Genomic DNA, 19,263 nt, shown 5'->3' on the forward strand with positions numbered 1-19,263 from the left:
TGGCGCCGGCGCGCGATCTGTGGTTGTGAACCTGCCGCTGGCCGGTGCCCGATGCAGGCAGGATGAGAGACATGTCCGATGCTCCCGCCCGCTCGTTCCTCCGCGGCGCCGCCGACCTCGCGCGCGGCTTCGGCTTCTGGTCGCGCCGGCCGGGGGTCATGGCGCTCGGACTCATCCCCGCCGCGATCGTCGGGCTCGTCCTCCTCGGCGGACTCATCGCCCTCGGTGCCTTCCTGCCTCAGATCGTCGACGCCCTCACGCCCTTCGCGGACGCGTGGCCCGAGGTGTGGACGACGATCGTGCGCATCGCCGCGGGCACCGCCCTGCTCGGCGGGGCGATCGTGCTCGTCGCGGTGTCGTTCACCGCGCTCACCCTCATGGTGGGCGAGCCGTTCTACGACCGCATCTGGCGTGCGGCCGAAGCCGACCTCGGCGGCGCCGTTCCCGACAGCGAGGGAGGGTTCTGGCGATCGGTCGGCGATGCGATCGGGCTGATCGCCCGCGGTCTGCTGGCCGCCGTTCTGGCCGCCCTCGTCGGCCTCATCCCGGTCGTGGGCGGCGTGCTGGGGTCGGTCACCGCGGTGTCGCTCACGGGTTGGCTCCTCGCCGACGAGCTCACCTCGCGCGCCCTGTCGGCGCGCGGCATACTGGCGGCCGACCGTCGCCGCCTGCGGCGCTCCCACCGCGCCCGGTTCCTGGGCTTCGGGATCGCGACGCAGCTGTGCTTCCTCATCCCGCTCGGGGCTGTGGTCACGATGCCTGCCGCCGTGGCCGGCTCGACCCGGTTGGCCCGCGCGGTGCTCGACGCGCGCGACTGAGGTTCAGGCGGCCGGTCTCACGCGTGCCGCATCGAGTCGGGTTCCTCATCGCGGATGTGCTCGTTCTCGATCTGGAAGGTGGAGTGCAGCACCGACACCTCGAAGTGCTCCGCGACGCACGAGCGCACCTCCTGGAGCACCTCGGCCGCGTGGCCGTCGCTGAAGCATCGGTCCTCGACGACGACGTGAGCCGTGATCGTGGGCAGCCCCGTTGCGACCGTCGACGCGTGCAGATCGTGCACGTCGGTCACATGGTCCAGACGCAGGATGTGCGCGCGCACATCGTCGAGGTCGAGCCCGCGGGGCGTGAACTCCATCAGCACCGAGGCCGTCTCGCGCATCAGCTTCACCGCGCGGGGCACGATGAGGGCGGCGATGAACAGGCCGGCGACGGCATCCGCTTGGGCGAATCCGGTCGTCGCGATCACGATCGCGGCGACGATGACGCCGACCGAGCCGAGGGCGTCGTTGAGCACTTCGAGGAACGCCGCGCGCATGTTGAAGTTCGCGCCGCGACTCGACGAGAGGACGGCGATCGCCACGATATTGGCGACGAGCCCGACGACGCCGAAGACGAGCAGCTCGATCGCGGGCACCTCCGGCGGCTCGAACAGGCGCCGGATGCCTTCGATCGCGGCGTACACGCCGACGACGAGCAGCAGCGCCGCCTGCGCGAACGCGGCGATCACCTCGATCCTGCGGAAACCCCACGTCCGGCGGGCATTCGCGGGACGCATCATGAGGTTCGCCGCGACGAGGGCGACGAGCAGACCGGAGGCATCGGTGAGGGCGTGCGCCGTGTCGGTGAGCAGCGCGAGGCTGCCCGTCACGATCGAGCCCACCGCCTGGGTCACCACGATCGCGGCGGTGATGCCGAACGCGATCCACAGCTTCACCCGGAAGTCGGCCGGCTGCCCCGCCGGGATCGCACCCGCCGGCGCGTGGCTGTGCCCCGCACCCATCAGCCGGCCACCGCGACGTCGGTCACCGGCCGCGGCCGGCGGAGGTGGGCGCACAGCGTGGCACGGGTACCGGTCGCGCGCAGCAGAGCCTCGGCGGCGTCGACGAGCCCCGCCGTCGCGTCGGGCTCGGCCAGCGCGTACCAGGATGAGCGCCCCTCGGGACGGAGGGTCACGAGCCCGCACTCGAGCAGGAAGGCGACGTGCTTGCTGACGGTCGACTGAGCGAGGCCGACGTGCTCGACGAGGTCGCGAACGCGGTGCTCGCCGTACGACAGGTGCTGCAGCACCGCGAGGCGGGTCGGATCGGCGAGCGCCTGGAACAGGTGCGCGTAGATCTCGGTGGCCCGCTCGTCGAGCTGCGTCGCCATCCGCGGGGAGGCCTCGGGATTCATCGTCACACGGCGATGATATCGCTGGTCAGGCGCATCCGCCAGGGCTCGGGCGGCCCGGGCTCAGACGGCCAGGGCGCGCACCCTCCCCTCGTAGACGTCGCGATCGAGCTCCTTCCGGTCGTCTGCGACCAGCATGGCGACGAACGTGTCGCCGTTGACGTTGAGGAAGGTTCGCAGCACGCCCGCGAACCAGTCGACCGCGATGAGGAGTCCGACTCCCTCGAACGGCAGCCCGAGCGAGGTGGCGAGGAAGGTAGCGACGACGGGGAACCCGCCCGGTACCGTGATCGTGCCCATGTTGAGAAGAATCGCCAGCCCCATCCCGAGCAGGAGGGTGCCCGCGTCGAGGTGGACGCCGCCGGACTGGGCGAGGAACATCACGACGATCACGTAGTTGAGCACGGCGCCGTACGACCCCATCGTCAGCCCCACCGAGAGGGTGAAGTTGGCCACGGTGCGGTCGACGCCGATCTTCTCGATCGCCGTCTTGAGCACGGTCGGGTACGTCACCGCCGAGCTCGTCGTGGTCACGGCGATCAGCGTCTGCTGAGCGAGTTTGGCCGGCAGTAAGGCGATGTTGACGCGCGTCCGCGCCCACACCACGGCGACGAAGAGGATGAGCAGGACGAGCACGCCGAGGAGGGTCGAGCCCAGATAGCCGAGCCCGCCGATCACGACCCCGAATCCGACCGTACCGGCGAGGTCGGCGAGGAGGCAGAAGACGCCGATCGGCGCGATCAGCATCACGAAACGGATCATCGTCAGGACCACCTGCTGGATCTGATCGAAGAAGTCGAGCACGAGCCGGTTGCCGCTGGCCGTCACGTAGACGTTCAGCGCGGCGCCGAACAGCAGCGAGAAGACGATGATCGGGACCATCGCGGCGCCGGACATGGCGTCGAAGATGTTCGTCGAGACGAAACCGACGATCGTGTCCTGCCAGCCCAGCGCCTCGCCGGCGGCATCCTCGAGGGACGGATCGACCGCTCCGGAGAAATCGACTCCCGACCCCGGCTGCAGGACCGAGCCGATGATCCAGGCCACCACGGCGGCCACCGCCGCGAAGACGAGCATCCACGCGAAGGTCCGCGTCGCGAGGCGGCCCATGCCCGATCCGCGGAGAGAGCCGATCGCGAAGATGATCGACGACATCACCAGCGGCACGATCGACATCTGGATGAGGCGGATGAAGATGTCACCGACGAACGCGATCGCCGCCGCCGCGTCGCCCAGCACGAGCCCGAACGCGATACCCAGCAGTGCCGCGAGTCCGATCTGCAACGCAGGGCTCTTCAGTGCTTTCTTCACGGTCGTCCGTCCCTCTCGAAGCCTTCCCGCCGGACGGCGGTGACATCGACGCTAGGTCGGCGCCGATCGTCGACGCGGAGAATTGGTAGGACCGTAACGACCCGTTTACATGATCGGAACGTCGGATGACGAGGCGGCGAGCGTGACAGACTGAGCCGGCCCGCCAGATGAGGAGGATCCGCTGTGACCGACCCCGCCGGAGCGAGCCTCGGCCCCCTCCCCCGCACGCACGCGCTGATCGCCGACGACATCTCGCGACACCTCGAGCGCCTCATCGTGACCGGCGAGCTCAGCCCGGGTGCGCCGCTGCCGCCCGAGCGTGTGCTCGCGCAGACCCTCGGCGTCTCGCGCAACGCTCTCCGCGAGGCCCTGACCCGCCTCGCCGGACTCGGGCTGATCGAGCGTCGGCAGGGCAGCGCGAACCGAATCGCCCGGAGGGTTCCGCTCTCGGCGACGCTGGCCGCACGCATGAACGAGGTCTCGGCCGAGTTCCGCAACGCGGCCGAGTTCCGGGCCGTCATCGAGCCCCAGCTCGTCCGCCTCGCCGCTGCCCGCGTCGACCGGAGCCAGCTCGAGGCTCTCCGCGAGCTGCTCGAGTCCGGCGGCGAGAACGACGCCGAAGGATCGGCGGCCCTCGACATCGCGTTCCACACCGCCGTCGCACAGGCCACCGGCAACCCGCTGCTGGCGGCCCTCGGCGAGCTCACGGCGTCATGGACGGTCGCAGCCCGCCTGTACTCCCACCTCGATGCCGACGGGCGACGCCTGTCGCACGACGGCCACGCGCGCATCCTCGCGGCCCTCGCCGCGGGTGATCCCGACGCCGCCGAGTACGCCATGCGCATCCACCTGGCCGAGATCCGGCAGCTGATCGAATCGGCCGGATCGTCCGGAGCGGATGCCGCCGACGACGCGTGAGCTCTGCCCTCCGGTAGGACCAATCTGCTCGGCATCCGCTACTGTCATCTCGAACCGGCCCGCCCCGGGCCGCTACGGAAGGCCGAACGTGCGACGCAATCCCTCGACCTCACGCCTCGCGCGTCGCGACGTGGCGCCGGCACAACGCCGGACCGCCCTCATCGCGCTCATGCTTCTGACCTTCGTGACGGGCGTGGTCGACGCGGTCGGCTATCTCGCCCTCGACCGCGTCTTCGTGGGCAACATGACCGGAAACATCGTCATCCTCGGCATGGCGGTCGCCGGCGGCGACGACCTCCCGGTTCTCGGTCCGGCGATCGCTCTGGCGGCGTTCACCGCCGCCGCCTTCGCGGCGGGGCTGTTCCTGCGGAGACGACGCAAGGAATGGGGTGGCGCGGTGACGGGCCTGCTGGCCGCGGGGGCGATCGTTCTCGCGGGTCTGGGCGTGACGTTCCTGATCCCCGGAGCCGTCGGCTCCGAGCCGGTCGTCCTCACGGCATCCACGCTCACCGCCGCCGCGATGGGCGCGCAGGCGGCCGTCGCCCGCAGCCTCGCCGTCACCGACATGACGACAGTGGTGGTCACCTCGACCCTCACGTCCCTCGCGAGCGAATCGTTCGTCGACGACGGCCTGCGCGGGATCTGGAACCGCCGCGTCGCCGCCATCCTCGTCCTCTTCCTGGGCGCACTGGTCGGAACCGTCCTGCTGCCCCTCACCCCGGGGGTCCCGCTCCTCCTGGCTGCACTGCTCACGCTCGCCGTCGTCGTGCTCGGGCATCTTCGGCTGTTCACGCCGGCGCGACGAGAAGCGGTCGTCGCGTGAGCGTGCTGCAGCCCGGTGAGGGCGATCTCCCCGGCGACCACTACCTCCCCGCCGGTCCCGACACCGTGCTGTGGGGGCGGCTGCCGTGCGCCGCCGACGCGCCGGTGCTCACGATCGCCTCGGGCATGACCGTCACGATCGACACCGTCAGCCACGAGGGAATCCTCGAGGACCAGGGCAAGGATCCCCGCGCCTACTTCGGGCGTCACGGCGTCGCCCCGGAGGCTGTCCTCGACGACGCGGTCGCGATCGCCGCGTCGCTCTCGCGCGACCCTGCTCACGACGGACCGCACGTCGTCACGGGACCGATCCACGTCGAGGGCGCCCAGCCCGGCGACCTGCTGAAAATCACCGTCGAGCGCCTCGTCCCGCGCGTGCCCTATGGCGTCATCTCCAACCGGCACGGCAAAGGTGCGCTGGTCGGCGTGCTCCCGCGCGGCCCGCATCCCGTCAGCGTCTTCACCCCGGTCGAAGAACGCCCGGGCGGCCTCGTCGGCACGATGCCGCTGACCGACGACGGCCGCCGGATCGTCGAGTTCCCGCTCGCGCCGTTCCTCGGAACGATGGGCGTGGCCGTCGCCGGAGACGAGCGTCCCCATTCGGTGCCACCCGGCGACCACGGCGGCAACCTCGATGTGAAGCTGCTGACCGAGGGGGCGGCGCTCTACCTTCCGGTGCAAGTTCCCGGCGCCCTCGCCTACGTCGGCGACCCGCACTTCGCGCAGGGCGACGGCGAAGTCGCGCTCACCGCTCTGGAGGCCTCGCTGCGGGCGACGCTGCGATTCGAGGTCGTCGTGCGCACCGAGGCCCTCGCGGAGTTCGGTGAGCTCACCGGCCCACTCGCCCGCACCGACGAGTTCCTCGTGCCCATGGGGCTCGACCCCGACCTGGACGAGGCGATGCGCAAGTGCGTACGCGCGGCGCTCGACGTCATCACCGCCCGGTGGGGCATGGACGAGCACCTCGCGTACGCCTACTTGAGCGCGGCGACCGACTTCGACATCTCACAGGTCGTGGACATCGTCTGCGGCATCCACGCCCGCATCCGCGAGTCGGACTTCGGGCGGGTGCCTCAGCGCGCCGGGGACTCGCGCCGCGCCTAGGCGCGCGGGTCGATCTCGATGACGATCCGGCGCCCGGCGTCGATCACGCCCGGGCCCTTGTCGGGAGATGGCGCGGGAACCGGCAGCTCCTGCTCGACCTCCCAGGTGAGCCGGGCGTTGTGTGCCGCGGGGTGGAACAACTCGTCGAACCCGAGCAACCCTCCCGACGACGGCTGAGATGCATCGTCACGGCGTCGGGTCGCGAACGCGGAGCCGATGAAGACCACCGGCACCGAGAGCACGAGCACGATGGTGCCCCAGCCGAAGACGTCCGCCATGCCGACAGGCTAGAGCGAGTCGCTCCTCGCGGCTACCGGCGAGCGCGACGAATGCGGATCGGCCCTTTCGCGGTCGACGGGTCGACGACGGTACCGCGCTGCGTGATCTCGACCTCGCCGTCGGCGACGAGACGTCGCGCGGCACGGCGCGCGGGCTCCATCAGGTCGCGCCACTCCTCCCCGCCGACGGCGCGTGCCGCCTCGGAGGGACAGATCGTCGCCCCCGCGGCACGAGCGCTCAGCAGTTCGAGGATCTTCTCGCTCAGTTGCGTGTCGACAGGACGGATGCCGCGACGGCGGCAGGCGTCCGAGCAGTAGCGCACCTCGTCCCAGTTCCGGGCCCACTTCGCGCGCCACTGCATCTCGCGCCCGCACGACGCGCACGTCTTCGGCGGCGGGGTCGCGGCGGAGGCGGCTCGGGGCATACGTCCAGTCTGCGCGCGCTGCGGCCGTTGGGGGCGGGCTGTTGACAGGAGCCCGGGAGGTGGTCAGGCGAGAAGGCGCGTCTCGCAGCGAGTCTCGGCGACACCGGTTCTGCGAGCATGACAAACGACCTACGTTCCACGCGGCATTCGTCGCGAAGCCCGACAGGACTCGACGAGAGCAAGCAGATGCCAGCGACCTAAAAACATATGCCGCACGTGCGATAAGCGATCATCCTCGTTCGCCCCTTGACTTCCACCGAGGGGATTGCATAGAGTCTCACGAAATCAACACACATCGGCGGAGTGTCATTTGAATCGCTCAAGGACAGTCAGAATCGTTGCCTCCATAATCATCGTCGCCATCGGCTTCTATCTCGCCCTGACAACGGACGGATTCACGCGTGCTTTGGCGGTTGGGCAAATACTCGTCGGCGTAGTGATGCTAATCGGCTCCTGGAGAGCCAAGTCAAATGGACGCGATCGTCGGGCAGAGCGAAAATAGGCAACTGATACGCCATCGTGGCGCTAGGAGGAACTATGCCGAATAGGCAAGAAACATACCTGGGTTTCGATGACTCATGTAGTTATTGCCGTAACATAGCAGGTGCACTTGCTCGCGCTCTAGGTGACGCAGTAGTCACTGTTCCGCTCACAGACGAGCGAATGCAAAGATGGCGCAAGGAAGTGTGGGGAGACAACGCCCCCTGGGCGCCGACCCTCATACGCGTCGGCGACGGATCGCCAGTTCAAGGGTGGACCGGCTGGAGAATCGCACCCGCGCTCACCAGAGCGGTTGGACCACAAAGAGCGATGGCCGCCCTGTCCGCACTCGGCGCCGAGGAACTCGGCCGTTCGTCGAACCGGCCAGGTAGGCAAGCGCAACCACGCAAGATAACCCGGAGGACATCTCTTCAGGCGGGCCTGGCTCTGACTGCGGGCGTCCTACTCTTCAATGGCGGTGGGTTGTTCGGCCGTGGGAGTTCAGCCGCCGCCGCCCCTTCACGGCGCGCACTGTCAGAATCACGTTTAACTGGTGAAAGCGCAGACGAAGCGGTCCGAAAGATGTGGGAGTCAATCGATGTACGGAATGTTGTAAACGAGGCGGAAGCGTCAGGGTTGGTTGCGGCCGGCGACTTCGCGGGCTTGCTTGGATCGCCCCGCTTTGGGGTAGCTACGGCGCTTGCTCCCACGGTCGAGACGACCGTACTGCGGACTGACCTCGAGGGTGGGATAGAACGCCTTCTCGTGGTCGAGTACGACGAGACCAACGAGCGACTCCTCTGTTATGCGGTCTATAGCGAGCCTATCGATGGTGTGTTGTCCTCAGCTTTCGCAGTTCAGTTCAGCGGCTGGGACGCTGAGAACGCGCGACCCGAGAGGTTCCGTGTGTTGGCCAGTAGTTTCAATGGGGAAGTTCCGACACCAGTACCTGAAGCAAAGATGGCGGCCGCGCTCCGAGACGGCAAGGACCCCTGCGGGGGCTGTAACGGGGTTTGCCAAGTCGGGGGGCAGCAGCTGCGAGGTGAATGCCGAACTGGAAACGTCGTTTCGTGCGTTCTGGGCGCTGCCGGGTGCGCGCTCTGCGCGACGTGCAGCGGAACGGGGGTCTGCATCGCTTGTTTCATCGTCAGTTGCGGCGGTGCGCTCCTCTCATGCTGTGAGGGCATCCACAACGAAGCCTGCCGTCGGTGCGTCAGGGTGTGCTGAGACGCGCGTGTAGCGCAGCGTGCTCCGGATCCCGGCGCTCCTCGCCGCACTGGGCGGAGACGTGCACTGTTCCGCGGTCCTGCGGACATCCTCCGACGAAATCGCGGCCCAACGGCTCGCCCGTCGTGAGATCGGGACCGCACTCGACGAGCACATCCGCCGCAGCGAAGCCGCTGCCCGGCGGCTCGATCAAGCCGGAGACGGGATTCGCCGCATCGCCACGGACGGCCGATCCGCCGCCGAGATCGCGCTCGAGGTGCTCACCGGCGCCGGCTGGCTGCCGACTGAATCGGATCAGGCGAGAAGGCGCGTCTCGCAGCGAGTCTCGGCGACACCGTCGCCATCGCGCTCGACGGCCCACACCGCACCGTCGGCCGACTCGGTGAGCATCTCGACCGGCTCGCCGTCGATGTAGAGCACCGCTGCGCCCTCGTCGAGGCCGAACCCGTTCGGCAACGTTCCGTCGGCGATCGCGCGTTGCAGCGCGGGGCGCCGGCCGGGCTGCGAGTCGTAGTGAACCCCGACGGATCGGTCGACGAAACCGAGCGCGTCGTCGATCACGGCGACCGGGCCGAACGTCGTGGTGGGGCCGCCGACGTGCCAGCAGATCGCGCCCGCTGACGTCCCCGCCAGAACAGTCCCCTGATCCGCCGCCTCGGCGAGCACCTCGGGCAGCCCATGCACCCGCCACACGGCCAGCAGGTTCGCGACGCTGCCACCGGCGACCCAGACGAGATCGCTCGCCAGAACGGCCTCGCGGAGGTCCGGCTGGTTCCGCCCGAACAGCCGGATGTGGACGGCATCCACACCGCGCTGCTGCGCCGCAGCCAGCTCCCGGCCCTCGTCGACGCGCTGGTCACCGGCCGCCGTGTTCACGAACGCGACACGCGGGCGACGTCCGGCGACACCCGTCAGATCCAGGGCATATCGCTGCAACGGGCTGAACTCGACATCACCCCACTGCGCGGGGCTCCACCCGCCGCACGTGGCCAGGATCGTCCGCCTCTTGCTCATGAGAGCATCACCTCCGGTGCGTTCCAGGCTCGCACACGAACGCCGTCGAGCCCGTTGCCGTCCGAGCCGTCGGGCAGGGCGAAGCCGACGCGGCGCTCCTCGCCGGCATCGAGCCCGAACGCGTTGTCGTCGAGCACCGCCCCCAGCCCGTGCGGGAACCCATCGATCAGCACGATCGGCGCCGGGTGTTCGCCGACATTGCGAACGACGATGGCGTCATTCTCGACATGCGCCGACACGGCAGTCGACGGCAGCTCCGACAGGGGCGACGTCAGGTCCGCATACGGCTGCAGCAGCTCGGCAACCGGCGTCGCCGCGGCCTCGTCGAGGGGCCGCGCCTCCAGCTCGCGCAGCGCGGCGTCCTTCCGCTGGTGGTTGAACGGGTACCACTGCGACGAGATCCGCCCGCCCGCGGCATCCTGCAGCGTCACGGCGAGGACGAGTGGCTCGACCGGCCGCCCGCCGAGCGGCGCGACGATCTCGGTGACGTCCACCCGACCATCGGCCGCGACGTCGACCCTCGACTCGTTCTCGACCACGACCCGAAGATCGGCGTCGTACAGGCGCACGAACAACCGGGCGCCGGAAACCGTCGAGGGCGTGTCGTTCGACACGTGGATGCGGGCTCGGAACGTCTCGGCCACCGACCAGTCGAACTTCTCGTACGTCGCATAGGCCGACACCGGGGCGCCGAACTGCTTCGCACGGTAGTACGACAGCTTCGGCACTCCGTAGTAGTCGATGACCGCCCAGGACGCGCCCGGAAACGCTTCGCCGATCTTGTAGAACCAGTAGGCCGACGTCGTGTCGCCGCTGTGGGCGCGCATCCGCTCCGATGCGAACCGCAGCGCGTCGCCCTGCCCCAGCTGCGAATACTCGACGAACGTGCGCCAGTCGCGAATGGGCCCGTACGCGGCATATCGCGCCTGCTTGAACAGATCGAACAGCGAGAACTGCGACTGATGCTGCACGATCGCCCCGTGCTCGGGCGGCGGCCACTGCTCGAGCAGGGCTGGGTCGAGGAAGCGCGCCATGCTCGACAGGTCGCACTGGCTCGACAGGCCGTACTCGCCGAAGACCGCAGGCAGCAGGCCGGTGTACGCCTCGACGGGCATGCCCTCGTGATAGACGCCGTAGAAGTGCTCGCTGCCGCCCCAGGGGTCGGTCCGGTGGAACGGTCGTCCGGGGTCGTACTGCGCGACACGGCGCCCGATGACCGTCAGCAGATCGTCCGAGGTGATGGTCGCGGGATTCTCGTTGCCCCCGCCCCACATGACGAGCGAAGGGTGGTTTCGCAGCCGGCGCACGATGCGCGAGACCTGCTCGTCGATCGTCGCGAGATCGGCGCCCGTGGCATCGAGACCGAAGGTCAGCGGGAACTCCTGCAGGACCAGGATGCCGCGACGGTCGCACTCGTCGTAGAACTCGTCGCTCTCGATCGTCCCGCCGCCCCACGCCCGGAGCATCTGCAGATTGCCGCGCTCGACCAGGTCGAGGATGTGCCGGTCGACGTCGAACCCGCGGCGTGCCATCGGATCGGTCCAGCACCAGTTCGCGCCCTTGAGGAACAGCTCGCGCCCGTTGACGACGAACCGCCAGTCGTAGACGTCGGGACCGTGATTGCCGACGAGCGGCTCCATGCGCACCGAGCGGATGCCGAAGGTGGTGGCGAGCACCTGCCCGGCGGCCCGTAGCTCGGCGGTGTAGATCGGCTGCTCGCCGTACCCGAACGGCCACCAGAGCCGCGCATCCGGCACGTCGATCTCGACGTGATGTCGTGTGAGGTCGGGACCGACGTCGGCCGACAGCTCGAGCTCGGAGACGGCGGAGCCGTCGGGATCGCGGATCGTCACCGACACCGGAAGCGACTCCGTCAGCGGCTCCGTGCGGCTCGGAGGCGCGACGACGTCCCACTGAACGCGCACCCGTGCCGCGCCCTCCCGGGCGTCGGTGACCACGACGGCGAGATCGGCGAGCTCGACCTCGGGTACGCGCTCGAGACGGACGCCGCGCCAGATGCCCATCGAGATGAGATGACCGTAGTGCCAGCCCCAGCCCGGCGACGGCTTCATCACGCCGTGCCAGTCGTGCGGCGGCGGATCGATCCGCACGACGATCTCGTTCTCGGCCTCGAGGTCGAGCACCGCCGTCACGTCGACATCCGGGCCGCCGTACATGCCGACGTGTCGCGCGACGGGCCGGCCGTTCACGAACACGGATGCCGCGTAGTCGAGACCGTCGAACGAGAGGCGGATGCGGTCGCCCCGCCAGCCCTCGGGCACGCGGAAGCGTCGGGCGTACCACCACTCCTGCTGCTCGATCCGCGTGCGGCGGAAATACCACGGCCATTTCTCGGGCACGCCGTGCTCGACGAGTTCGGCGTAGGTGTTGTCGTCGACGAGCGGGTCGGCGATGACTCCCGCCGCGGCCAGCGCGCCCTGGACGGTGCCCGGGACCGTCGCCCTCACCCAGGTCGAGCGGTCGGTGTCGGGGCGATGCCAGCCGACGGGGCTGCGGCGCGCAGCATCCGATCGGTCGCCGAGCCAGCGCTCGATCGAGAACTCCCGCCCAGGAAGCGACCCCGCGAGCAGCCACTCACCGTCGAGCGACACGACGTCGGCCTGAGAACCGGCGGGCGCCGCGGCGACCGCGTCCTCCCGCGAGACACGCGCCGCCCGAGACGGGACCGACGCGTGGTGCTCGATCCAGCGGTCTCCGAACAGCGGCGAGCTCAGCCACCGCTCCCGTTCGATGCCGTCCAGCGACGCGGTCACCGGCTACTTCACCGCACCCGCGTAGAGACCGCTGACGAAGTATCGCTGAGCGAAGACGAACAGCAGGAGGATAGGCAGGCTCATGATGAGCACGGCGGCCATGATGTTGCCCCAGTCGGCGAGGTACTGCGCTTTGAAGTACAGGACACCGGTTGTCAGCGTGCGTTTGCCCGGGTCGGTGAGCAGCAGCTGCGGCACGAGGTAGTCGTTCCACACGCCCACACCCTGCAGCACCCAGAACGTGGCGACGGCGGGACGCGCGAGGGGGAAGAAGATGCGCCAGAACAACTGGAAGTAGCCGGCACCGTCGATGACCGCGGCCTCCACGATCTCGCGCGGCACCTGCCGCATGAACGCGGCCATCAGGAAGACGCCGAAGGGTAGAGCGCCGGCGATGTAGAGGAGGATGACGCCGGCGTAGCTGTTGATCAGCCCGAGGTCGCGCACGACGCGGAACTGCGGCACGAGGGCGAGCTGCATCGGCAGGAAGATGCCGGCGGCGAGCAACAGGTAGATGCCCGAGCCGATCTTCGTGGCCTGGCGCACGATGGCGTACGAGGCGAGCGCGGCCACGAAGGTCGCGACGGTCATGCTGACGAGTGTCAGCAGGATCGAGTTCGCGAACAGGTTGGTGAAGTTCGCCTCGTTCCACGAGGTGACGAAGTTGTCGAACGTCGGCGAGATCGGCAGTCCCGTCGGGTTCGTCAGCACCTCGAGGTTGGGCTTGAACGCCGTGATCACGATGATCACGAGGGGGTAGATCATCAGGATGCTGAGGACGATCAGCAGGACGTTGACGGGAACGCGTCGCAGCAGACGCGTCGCGGTTCGGCTGTTCATCGGCCCTCCTCCTCCGCGGCGATGCGGTTGTTCAAGCGGTTCTGCACCGCGGCGATGGCGATGAGCACGATGATGACCAGCACGGCCATGGCCGAGGCGTAGCCGAAGTTGTTGTTGACCATGCCCTCCTGGAAGACCTGGGTCATATACAGCTGTGTCGAGTTGCCCGGCCCGCCTCTGGTCATCAGGTAGACGGTGTCGAACGCGCGCAGCGCACCGTTGATCGACAGCACCAGCACCAGGCCGATCGAGGGGATCATCAGCGGCAGCGTGATGAAGCGCAGGGCCTTCCAGCCGCGCGCCCCGTCGACCTTCGCCGCCTCGAGGATCTCGCCCGGGATCGTCGACAGCCCGGCGAGGAAGATGACGATGTTGAAGCCCAGACCGCTCCACAGATCGACCAGGATGACGCTGTACAGGGCGAGGTCGTAGTTGCCGAGCCAGTCCTGCGCGAGGCCGCCGAGCCCGAGGCTGCGGAGGATGGTGTTGAACGTCCCCGTGGTGGGGTCGTACATGAAGCTCCACACGAACACGATCGCGACCGGAGAGATCACCATCGGCGCGAAGAAGATCGCACGGTAGATGTTGCCTAGTCGCAGCTGCCGGTGCAGCAGCACGGCGAACAGGAACGCCAGCACGGTCTGCACGACGATCTTGAAGAAGCCGTAGATCGCGGTGTTGCCCACCGCCTCCATCAGCACGGGGTCGCCCGAGAAGATCCGTACGAAGTTGTCGAGTCCCAGGAACTCCCACGCGCGATTGAACCCGCGGGCGTCGGTGAAGCTCGCCACGACGACCTGCCCCATCGGGTACACGGTGAACACGAGGTACAGGATGAGGGCCGGCGAGATCGCCACCCAGAACTTCCCGGCCGAGCTCCGGCCGGTCCACAGGCGTTCCTTCAGCGTCGTGCGCTTGCGGAGCGCAGTCACGTTCTCCGGGTCGTCCAAGGCGAGGACGCGAGGATCTTCGACGCGCGTGCTGCTCATGTCGTTCCAATCGGGTCGGTCGGGGGAACCACGACGGCGGCGTCGCGGGGATCGATGGTGAGGATCGCGTCTGTCGCGTCGAGGTCCGTCTCAGCCGAGCCGTCGAGACGGACGACATGCGATCCGGCCGGGAGACCGGCGACGCGCACTCGCGCGGGGGCGTCACCGAAGTTGGCGACGACCACGACGCGCGAGGGGTCGCCCTGACCACGGCGCCAGACGGTGTGGCGAACCAGCGCGGCCGAACCGGAGGCACCGGCCTCCGCCACCGTGACGGCGGCGTCGGCCACGAGCTCGCCGTTCCACAGCCAGTCGGCGTACCGGCCGCGCACCTCCTCCGCGCGACGCGCTCGCTCGACGGTGACCGGCATGTCACGGGGGCGTCCCTTGAAGTTGAAGGGCTCGAGGCTCATCGCGTATGCGTCCAGCAGGCTCTGGGCGATCATGCCGCGCTCGTCGAAACCGGTCAGCGCCGTGACGATGCGGGCGCCGGGACGCAGCATCCTGCCGACGGGCCGATGGTGGGGCGATGCGCTGCGAAAGTACGACACGTCGTAGTCCTCGAACTGGGCGTCGTAAGCGCCCTCGGCAGCGATGACGAAGGTGTCGGCCGCGTCGCCGAGGCGAGCGCGCATGTCGTCGATGTACGCCGCGTCCCACGTGAAGGCGCTCGCGCCGACGGGATGGCCGTGATCGTCGGCGAAGCACAGCAGAGCGCGACCGTGGTAGAGCGACTCGTCGGCCAGGATGCCGTCGGCGCCCCAGGATGCGATCTCGGCGACCTCGTCGGCGATGCGGTCGCGCAGCTCGCGCACGCCGAAGCACAGGGGCACGTACCAGGGCGTGCTGATGCCGTAGCGCTTGCGCGAGGAGTGGTAGACCGGACCGGGCTGCGCGTAGGGCTGCCCGTGGGGATCGCGCGATACGAAGCGCTCGAGCTCATTCCAGTTCGGGCCGGGCTTCTCGACCCACACGTACTTGACGTAGAGCACGGTGGCGACGTCGAGCTCGCGGGCGCGATCGAGCGCCCGCTGCAGGCCGGCGGCTCCGCCGAGCTTCGCCGCCGGGCGGTGCCACGGGACGAGGCCGTCCTGTCCGCCCTCGTTCCAACCGACGATCTGGATCGCGCCGATCCCGGTCGACGCGCACTCCTCGATGATGTCGACGAGGTCGTCGAAGTCGTAGCGGGGCTCGCCCTCGGTCGACATGAGCTGCACCTGCAGCCAGAGCCGGGGCTCCGCGAGCCAGGCCGCGCGGGAGCGCCGGGTGGGCGCCTGGTTGCGACGGTACGGCACGAGCGAACCGGTCCAGTCCCCCGCGTACGGCATGAGCGACATCGCGGGCAGCTCGATGCGGTCGCCGGTCGCGGCGGGGAAGTGGATGGCGTCGAGCGTGACGGCGGCATCGGGCCCGGCGGTGCGGGCGAGGCTGTCGGCGAACCCAGGCTCGAGCGATGCACGCCAGCCGATGAAGTCGAGCGTCGGCGCCGCGGGCATGACGGTGATGCCGCCGGCATCGGTCACGAGGGCGACGAACGGTGAGGTGGGGTTGCCGACGAGCTCGGGCCGCAGGTTGCCGCTGGCATAGTCCGGGAACATCGTGCCCCAATAGGGTGCGTTGCTGTCGAACACGGGCAGCAGGCCGACGCGCGTGCCGGTCGAGTAGTCGACCCCCCGAAGCTCGAGCTCGCGCGCCGCCGGACGCACGCCTCGTATCGACGGGAACCGTACCGCTTCGACGCCGCCTTCCTCGAGGGCGAGCGAGAGCGAGAGCCGGAGACCGCCCTGGTCGATCGCCGCAGTGACCGTGATGTCGCCGTGAAGCGTCTCGCCGGCGGACGTGATCGGGTCGGTCCAGCGCAGCGTCACGGCGTTTCCGTCGGCGGTGAACTCGTGACCGGAGAGCGACTGCTGCGCGGTCTGGACGACGACGGTGCGGTCGCCGCCGCGCGGAATCTCGACGACGAACAGCGAACCGGCGCTCGCCTCTTCCAGCCACGGACCGACCCTGCCATCATCGAATCGCACGAGCCCACCGGTGCGGGCATCGAAGGCGATCGACAGATGCGGGTCCTCGAGGGTGAGGAGCTGGGTCACGGAACACTTCCTTGAGTTGCGTTGTGTAGCCAGACTACACGAATGACGGGTGAAGACCCCCGAAATTGCTCGATTCGAGCGAATTTCGAGGGTCTTGGGTAGCCGCGCTACCCGCTAGCTCACCGCGACGCGCGTATCTCGTCGAGCGTCGCGTCGAGCTCCGCGACAACCGACGCCGAGTCGGTCCGACCGGCGATGAGGTTCTGCATACCCACCAGCAGCGTCTCCTGCAGCTGCGGGTGGGCGGGCAGCACCATGGGGCGGAACGTCTTGCCCTGCCAGGCGGCCTCCATATCGGCGAACAGCGGATCCACCGACGAGACGTCGATGCCCTCGGTCACGGGGAAGGCCTTCACCCCCGTCAAGAACTCGGCGTAGACGTCGTCCTGGAAGAAGAAGTCGATGAAGCGCTCAGCCGCATCGGTCTTGTCGTTGCCCGGGTTGATGCCCCACGCGACGAGGTAGCTCCCCCACATGTCGGCGACGTCGGCGTCGAGGGTAGGGAAGTTCATGTAGCCCGGCTCCACGCCCGCCGCACGAGCGTCGGAGAGGATCCACGTCGCGGGGAACATCGCGGCGTTGCCGGAGAGGAACGCCGTCTTGGCAGCCGACTGGTTCGTGCCGACCGGGTCGGGCATGTAGTAGGGCACCAGCTCCTCGACGACATCCAGAGCACTCTCGTAGCCGGGCGTCTCAGCGAACGTCGTCTCGCCGTCCAGCAGCTCCTCGATGATGTCGGGCTTGTCCGGGAACACGTGTTCCGCCATCGCGTAGTACGCGATGAACTGCGGCCACCAACTGTCCTGGGCCGACATCGCGAACGGCACGATGCCCGCGTCCGACAGCTTCTGTGCGGCATCCTTCAGCTCGGTGTAGGTCTGCGGGACCTCGTCGATGCCGGCCTGCTCGAAGAGCGCGGCGTTGTAGATGATCCCGTTGCCCGATTGAGAGATCGGCACGGAGTAGGCGCCTTCACCGCCGGAGTCGCGCGTCGCCTCGAGTGCCGCGGCCTCGTTCAGCCTTCCGAGGAAGTCGGTCGACGACAGATCGGCGGCGAAGCCGTCCTGGATGAAGTCGGTCAGGTTCTTCGGGTCGAAGCCGTAGACGTCCGGTCCCGCTCCACCCGACAGACGCGTCTTCAGAACGTTGTCGTAGTCGTTGGTGTTGACGAACTCCGCGTTGACGGTGACGTCGGGGTTGGCCTCCTCGAAGGCCGCGATCACCTTCTCGTACGCCTTCTGGTTGTCGCCGCCGTCGCCCCACATCAAGAAGCTGAGCTGCGTGCCGCCACCGCCCGCGCTGCCGCATCCGGTGAGTGCCGCCGCCGCGAGCGCGACCAGACCGGCCGCGCTCGCGAGACGGACACGGGGACCGTGCGTCATCCGTTGTTCGCCACGTACTGGGCGAGAGCGGTGTCGAGATCGGCGAGCACCTGCTGGGTGTCACGCTGGCCGCTGATGATGTTCTGCAGGCCGACGAGCAGCGCGTCCTGGATGCTGGGGTCGGTCGGCGAGAACGCCGCGACGAACTGCTTGCCCTCCCACGATGCCTGCATGTCGGGGAACAGCGGGTCGACGTCGGCGCCGATCTCGATGCCGGTGGTGGTCGGGAAGAGCTTCACCTTGCCGAGGAACTCGGTGTAGACGTCGTCCTGCATGAAGTAGTCGAGGAACTTCTGCCCGGCATCGAGCTTGGCGTCGCCGTTGTTCGGGTTGAGGCCGAAGCGCACCTGGTAGGTGCCCCAGATGGTGTCGGCCCCGTCATCCGTCGTCGGGAAGTTCATGTATTCGACATCGAGGTCGGCGTCGCGGGCGTCGGAGAGGATCCACGTAGCGGGGAACATCGCCGCCTGGCCGCTGAGGAACGCCGACTGCGCGGCGGTCTGGCTCGTGCCGACCGGGTTGGGCATGTAGTAGGGCGTGAGCTCGCGGACGATGTCGAGCGAGTCCGCCCACGCCTTGCTTTCCGAGAACGTCGTCTCGCCGGAGGCCATCTCAGCCCCCAGCTCCTCGTTGGCACCGTGCTCGGCCAACGGGTAGTAGACGATGAACTGCGGCCACCAGTTGTCCTGGGCGCTCATCGCGAAGGGCGTGATGCCGGCGGCCTTCAGCTTTTCCGAGGCGGCCAGCAGCTCGGTGTAGGTCGTCGGCTCCTCGGTGATGCCGACCTGATCGAACAGCGCCTTGTTGTAGATGAGACCGTTGCCCGAGAGCGAGATCGGCAGGTTGTAGGTGCCGCCCGCGCGCTGCGAATCCTCCGCGGCCTCGGGGGTCAGCTTCGACAGGTAGCTCTCGCCGCCGTCGGAGAGGTCGGCCGCGAAGCCGTCGGCGACGAACGTGTCGATGTTGCCGAGGTCGAAGCCGTAGACGTCCGGACCGGCTCCGCCCGAGAGGCGGGTCTTGAGGATGTTGTCGTAGTCGTTGGTGTTGAAGAACTCCGCGTTGACGGTGATGTCGGGGTTAGCGTCCTCGAAGGAGGCGATGACGTCTTCGTACGCCTTCTGCGTGTCGCCGCCGTCGCCCCACATCAGGAAGCTGATCTCGGTCTTCCCGCCGCCGGCGTCACCTGCGCACCCGGCCAGAGTGCCGACGGTCGCGAGCGCGACTCCGACGAATGCTGTCCCCTTGAGCCACTTCTTCATGGCTTCTCCCTGTCTTCATCGATGGTCGACGCCCGCTGGAGGCGCGACGTCCGGGTATTGGTAGCGATACTACACACGAGCCGCCGTTTCGTCTCGTGTTTACCGAAACGAGACGTCCAACACGACAATTTCGCTAGTACCACTACTTTCTGAGCCCTGATCGTGGCTAGGGTGA

General features: G+C 68.4%; 16 protein-coding genes. 4 read left to right on the forward strand and 12 right to left on the reverse strand.

Annotation, left to right across the window (positions count from 1 at the left end; all coding sequences use genetic code 11):
• The first annotated feature begins 71 nt into the window (after nt 1-71).
• Nucleotides 72-818 (forward strand): EI24 domain-containing protein, encoded by a 747-nt coding sequence (locus tag C1N74_RS15345; RefSeq protein WP_237049136.1) that lies wholly within the window; start codon nt 72-74, stop codon nt 816-818.
• Nucleotides 819-835: 17 nt separating this feature from the next.
• Here C1N74_RS15345 and C1N74_RS15350 read toward each other — a convergent pair whose 3' ends face one another.
• Genes C1N74_RS15350 through C1N74_RS15360 form a run of 3 tightly spaced genes read right to left on the reverse strand, consistent with a single transcriptional unit; the run spans nt 836 to nt 3,480 of the window.
• The gene (locus tag C1N74_RS15350) at nt 836-1,780 is read right to left on the reverse strand and encodes a cation diffusion facilitator family transporter (protein WP_023953607.1); all 945 of its coding nucleotides are present in this window, start codon (nt 1,778-1,780) and stop codon (nt 836-838) included.
• On the reverse strand, nt 1,780-2,172 hold the full coding sequence (locus tag C1N74_RS15355) for a helix-turn-helix transcriptional regulator (RefSeq protein ID WP_233494944.1): 393 nt from the start codon (nt 2,170-2,172) through the stop codon (nt 1,780-1,782). The genes C1N74_RS15350 and C1N74_RS15355 overlap by 1 nt, the downstream gene beginning before the upstream one ends.
• A 60-nt stretch (nt 2,173-2,232) precedes the next feature.
• The gene (locus C1N74_RS15360) at nt 2,233-3,480 is read right to left on the reverse strand and encodes a dicarboxylate/amino acid:cation symporter (RefSeq protein WP_064955839.1); all 1,248 of its coding nucleotides are present in this window, start codon (nt 3,478-3,480) and stop codon (nt 2,233-2,235) included.
• 183 nt (nt 3,481-3,663) lie between these two features.
• On the opposite strand from C1N74_RS15360, the gene C1N74_RS15365 reads away from it, so the two are divergent.
• From C1N74_RS15365 to C1N74_RS15370, 3 genes are all read left to right on the forward strand, one after another.
• On the forward strand, nt 3,664-4,398 hold the full coding sequence (locus C1N74_RS15365) for a FadR/GntR family transcriptional regulator (RefSeq protein WP_071918907.1): 735 nt from the start codon (nt 3,664-3,666) through the stop codon (nt 4,396-4,398).
• A 130-nt stretch (nt 4,399-4,528) separates the two neighbouring features.
• On the forward strand, nt 4,529-5,221 hold the full coding sequence (locus C1N74_RS16535) for a YoaK family protein (RefSeq protein ID WP_036305528.1): 693 nt from the start codon (nt 4,529-4,531) through the stop codon (nt 5,219-5,221).
• A complete protein-coding gene (locus C1N74_RS15370) occupies nt 5,218-6,324 on the forward strand; it encodes an acetamidase/formamidase family protein (RefSeq protein WP_219994745.1) in 1,107 nt (368 codons plus the stop codon). Before C1N74_RS16535 ends, C1N74_RS15370 begins: the two co-directional genes overlap by 4 nt.
• Here the strand turns inward: C1N74_RS15370 and C1N74_RS15375 are convergent.
• From C1N74_RS15375 to C1N74_RS15415, 9 genes are all read right to left on the reverse strand, one after another.
• Complete coding sequence (locus C1N74_RS15375; RefSeq protein ID WP_023953601.1) at nt 6,321-6,602, reverse strand: hypothetical protein; 282 nt, start codon at nt 6,600-6,602, stop codon at nt 6,321-6,323. The genes C1N74_RS15370 and C1N74_RS15375 overlap by 4 nt on opposite strands.
• Before the next feature lie 32 nt (nt 6,603-6,634).
• Complete coding sequence (locus C1N74_RS15380; protein ID WP_023953600.1) at nt 6,635-7,027, reverse strand: DUF2256 and DUF3253 domain-containing protein; 393 nt, start codon at nt 7,025-7,027, stop codon at nt 6,635-6,637.
• A 2,001-nt stretch (nt 7,028-9,028) separates the two neighbouring features.
• Nucleotides 9,029-9,748 (reverse strand): peptidase E, encoded by a 720-nt coding sequence (locus C1N74_RS15385; RefSeq protein WP_137750854.1) that lies wholly within the window; start codon nt 9,746-9,748, stop codon nt 9,029-9,031.
• Nucleotides 9,745-12,522: a sugar-binding domain-containing protein gene (locus tag C1N74_RS15390; protein WP_137750855.1), complete on the reverse strand. Its 2,778-nt coding sequence runs from the start codon at nt 12,520-12,522 to the stop codon at nt 9,745-9,747. The genes C1N74_RS15385 and C1N74_RS15390 overlap by 4 nt, the downstream gene beginning before the upstream one ends.
• 3 nt (nt 12,523-12,525) lie before the next feature.
• A complete protein-coding gene (locus C1N74_RS15395; protein ID WP_023953596.1) occupies nt 12,526-13,362 on the reverse strand; it encodes a carbohydrate ABC transporter permease in 837 nt (278 codons plus the stop codon).
• Nucleotides 13,359-14,351 carry a carbohydrate ABC transporter permease gene (locus tag C1N74_RS15400; protein ID WP_023953595.1) on the reverse strand — a complete coding sequence of 331 codons (993 nt, stop codon included), beginning with the start codon at nt 14,349-14,351 and terminating at the stop codon, nt 13,359-13,361. The genes C1N74_RS15395 and C1N74_RS15400 overlap by 4 nt, the downstream gene beginning before the upstream one ends.
• The gene (locus tag C1N74_RS15405) at nt 14,348-16,447 is read right to left on the reverse strand and encodes a DUF6259 domain-containing protein (protein WP_137750856.1); all 2,100 of its coding nucleotides are present in this window, start codon (nt 16,445-16,447) and stop codon (nt 14,348-14,350) included. Before C1N74_RS15405 ends, C1N74_RS15400 begins: the two co-directional genes overlap by 4 nt.
• Nucleotides 16,448-16,566: 119 nt before the next feature.
• A complete protein-coding gene (locus C1N74_RS15410; RefSeq protein ID WP_137750857.1) occupies nt 16,567-17,829 on the reverse strand; it encodes an ABC transporter substrate-binding protein in 1,263 nt (420 codons plus the stop codon).
• Complete coding sequence (locus C1N74_RS15415) at nt 17,826-19,088, reverse strand: ABC transporter substrate-binding protein (RefSeq protein ID WP_137750858.1); 1,263 nt, start codon at nt 19,086-19,088, stop codon at nt 17,826-17,828. Before C1N74_RS15415 ends, C1N74_RS15410 begins: the two co-directional genes overlap by 4 nt.
• Nucleotides 19,089-19,263 lie beyond the last annotated feature (175 nt).

The organism is Microbacterium sp. SGAir0570 (assembly GCF_005491085.2).
GTDB lineage: Bacteria > Actinomycetota > Actinomycetes > Actinomycetales > Microbacteriaceae > Microbacterium > Microbacterium arborescens.